At 34.7% G+C, this 2,325-nt stretch carries 5 protein-coding genes; 4 read left to right on the top strand and 1 reads right to left on the bottom strand.

What is annotated here, in order from left to right:
* Window positions 1-527 precede the first annotated feature (527 nt).
* Complete coding sequence (locus ACQXR1_RS22070; RefSeq protein ID WP_430772876.1) at window positions 528-653, bottom strand: hypothetical protein; 126 nt, start codon at window positions 651-653, stop codon at window positions 528-530.
* Between the two features lie 64 nt (window positions 654-717).
* Here ACQXR1_RS22070 and ACQXR1_RS22065 point away from each other — a divergent pair, with 64 nt between their 5' ends.
* The 4 genes from ACQXR1_RS22065 to ACQXR1_RS22050 all read left to right on the top strand — a co-directional run bounded on the left by ACQXR1_RS22065 (window position 718) and on the right by ACQXR1_RS22050 (window position 2,135).
* Window positions 718-915: a helix-turn-helix domain-containing protein gene (locus tag ACQXR1_RS22065; RefSeq protein WP_430772877.1), complete on the top strand. Its 198-nt coding sequence runs from the start codon at window positions 718-720 to the stop codon at window positions 913-915.
* A gap of 124 nt (window positions 916-1,039) precedes the next feature.
* Complete coding sequence (locus ACQXR1_RS22060; protein WP_430772875.1) at window positions 1,040-1,279, top strand: hypothetical protein; 240 nt, start codon at window positions 1,040-1,042, stop codon at window positions 1,277-1,279.
* 34 nt (window positions 1,280-1,313) lie between these two features.
* Window positions 1,314-1,538 (top strand): hypothetical protein, encoded by a 225-nt coding sequence (locus ACQXR1_RS22055; RefSeq protein WP_254503293.1) that lies wholly within the window; start codon window positions 1,314-1,316, stop codon window positions 1,536-1,538.
* A 213-nt stretch (window positions 1,539-1,751) separates the two neighbouring features.
* Window positions 1,752-2,135: a hypothetical protein gene (locus ACQXR1_RS22050; RefSeq protein WP_430772874.1), complete on the top strand. Its 384-nt coding sequence runs from the start codon at window positions 1,752-1,754 to the stop codon at window positions 2,133-2,135.
* Window positions 2,136-2,325: the final 190 nt, after the last annotated feature.

The following is a 2,325-nucleotide window of genomic DNA, read 5'->3' as shown; positions in this document are numbered from 1 at the left end:
TTCAAACAAGCCTACTGTGTCAAGTGTCCCTAACAGGTTCAACCAACCCAAAATTGGGTTCGTATACTTATGGCTTCTCCTGCATCGTCAGAAACGATACACCCATCCTTCGTCAGCACTTAATGGCAGCTTTCGCCTTTCAGATGCATGTGTAAATAGGGAAACACAGAAGGCATCCTATCCTCATTTATTGCGTCGGCTGAGTCACTACCCTGTCAAGTTTTACGTGTGTTAGCGCATTCCACGGCAGTCTGATCCCTAAAAAAGGCATCACTAAAAACAACACCTTAATTCAGGAGCATAGACTGACTTTATTTAATTGTGAGGAGTCGCCTTACACGACCCCCTTGATTAAATTTTTGAGTTTAAATACAATGGGAAGGTATCAACCCTTTTACGATTAGGAGAGTGTGCCCGCACTCCCTAATCATCCAAACCAAGCTACAAACTGGATACATATAGCCGGTACAGCTACTAACAATACTCCAAAAACAACCTGACTGAACCGCTCATTATGTACCTCAGTTTTATTCATCAACGTCAGCTTCCTCTGCGTCATACTCACCCATCTCACATAAATTGTCGCTAACTCTAAGGATAACCGTTTGCCCTCCAGCCATTTCAAACATCACATGTATATGATTAATTGCCATTTGCAACATTGCCTCTAAGTTGTCTCTTGCGTCCTCTTCACTATTGAAAATAAGCTATAAACCAATAGAAATAACATTAATAAAGCGTGATAAAACACGAAGTGACTTAAAGAAGGATTTGGGGATTTCGCCATCAACACTGGCTAAAATGTCAAAAGGCGAAGTAGTGGCGTTAACTGTTATCCTTAAGATCTGTGAGTATCTAGAGTGTCCGATACAAGAAGTTGTAGAATTTGTAGAGGATAAATCTGAACAGGTTTAACCAAAAGTAGCAAATGAGCAATATTTTAAAATTTTAATGTTAAACAAAACCATTGAAATATTTCACGATTCAATAAACCAAAAGTATTGCAATAGCTGTTATACTGTACGGAGAGGTGAACGGGATGGAGAAACAAATATTAGAAGCTATTCAGCAGTTATCAAAGGATATTGCTGAAGTTAAACAGGATGTTAAAGAAATTAAGAGTACAGTTACTCGTATAGAAGAAAACGAACCTGAAGAAGTTATGTCCATACTTAAATTGATCAATAAGAACATTGAGCGTGATCATAGCTATAATGACAAGAAATTCTCTAGCTTAGAAAGACGTATCCATGAATTAGAAGAGAGATTGAATAACTGAGTAAAGTTGGCGACTACATAAGGGGATGGGATAAGTGAGAATCAAATTTTCAATTGTTTCACTGTTTTTGAGCCTTTTTACATTCTTCCTGCTTCAAGTTGCAGACCGTCTCAAAGATGTAATACTAACTGCTTCAACAGTTGATACAGATGAAAGTACGATTGATCAAAGTCTACTTGAAAGCAGTTTAGTTATCATCCCTATCATTTTTTTAATATTAAGTGTCGTTTTTTATTACACACTTCCAAAAGAAAAGTAGCAGATTCCATATAGGAGCCTGCTATTTTTTTAATTCTATGTAATTGTTAGCATCTGTCTTTTCTTTATGCGGTCTACATTGAAGTTGCTAAGCATAATACGTTAGTTTAAACATGTAGCAATGCGTACTCAAGTTTTGAATAGTCTTAGATACTTTTAGACCTGCCATTTTCTTTTTTAAACAATTAATATTAAATTTAGGAGGGATTTAATTATGAAAACAAAATTTTTGTTTATTATCCTATCAACCTTGATCATTATGTTAACTGGATGTAAAAGCGAAAAAGAAGAAAAAAAGGAAAAATATGATTCAAGTATTAATCAAGTTGTGACGTTAGAAAATAAAAGACTGCAGAAAGAAAAAATACTTACCGACACTGATATTTTGAAAAGAGAAGATATAGGAATAGCAGTGTATCAAAATGGCGACTTTATTGAACTAATATATGAATTGAAACCGAACAAACAAACAGAATCTCTATATAAAAAAGACAAATCAAAAAGTTACAAGTTGTTCCCAAACCAAAAAATAAAAAGGGGAGATGTTAATAAAGAATTGGAAAAAATAGATTATGTAGAGAACACAGCCCTAAAATAAAACAAAGCAGGCATTAAAAGCATTAAAAAACTTTCTGTTACTATTGGCAAATAGAATATCTGAACCATGTGGTCAAGTAAAAAAACTCCTTCACATTTTTGTGAGGGGGGTACTTTATTTAGTCTTAATACTTCTCAGAAAAGCACTTCTGTTCTCAGTGGCATTTGTCAGCATTGTTGCATTTTCATTG

This window comes from Bacillus sp. ATD, from assembly GCF_050585765.1.
GTDB lineage: Bacteria > Bacillota > Bacilli > Bacillales > Bacillaceae > Bacillus > Bacillus stercoris.
Note: the sequence above shows the minus strand (reverse complement) of the source record. Positions and strands in the feature narration are given on the sequence as shown.

Bases quoted from the DNA above. Each gene is read 5' to 3' on its own strand.
- ACQXR1_RS22070 (WP_430772876.1), bottom strand. From the start codon at position 653: ATGGCAATTAATCATATACATGTGATGTTTGAAATGGCTGGAGGGCAA.
- ACQXR1_RS22060 (WP_430772875.1), top strand. From the start codon at position 1,040: ATGGAGAAACAAATATTAGAAGCTATTCAGCAGTTATCAAAGGATATT.
- ACQXR1_RS22050 (WP_430772874.1), top strand. From the start codon at position 1,752: ATGAAAACAAAATTTTTGTTTATTATCCTATCAACCTTGATCATTATG.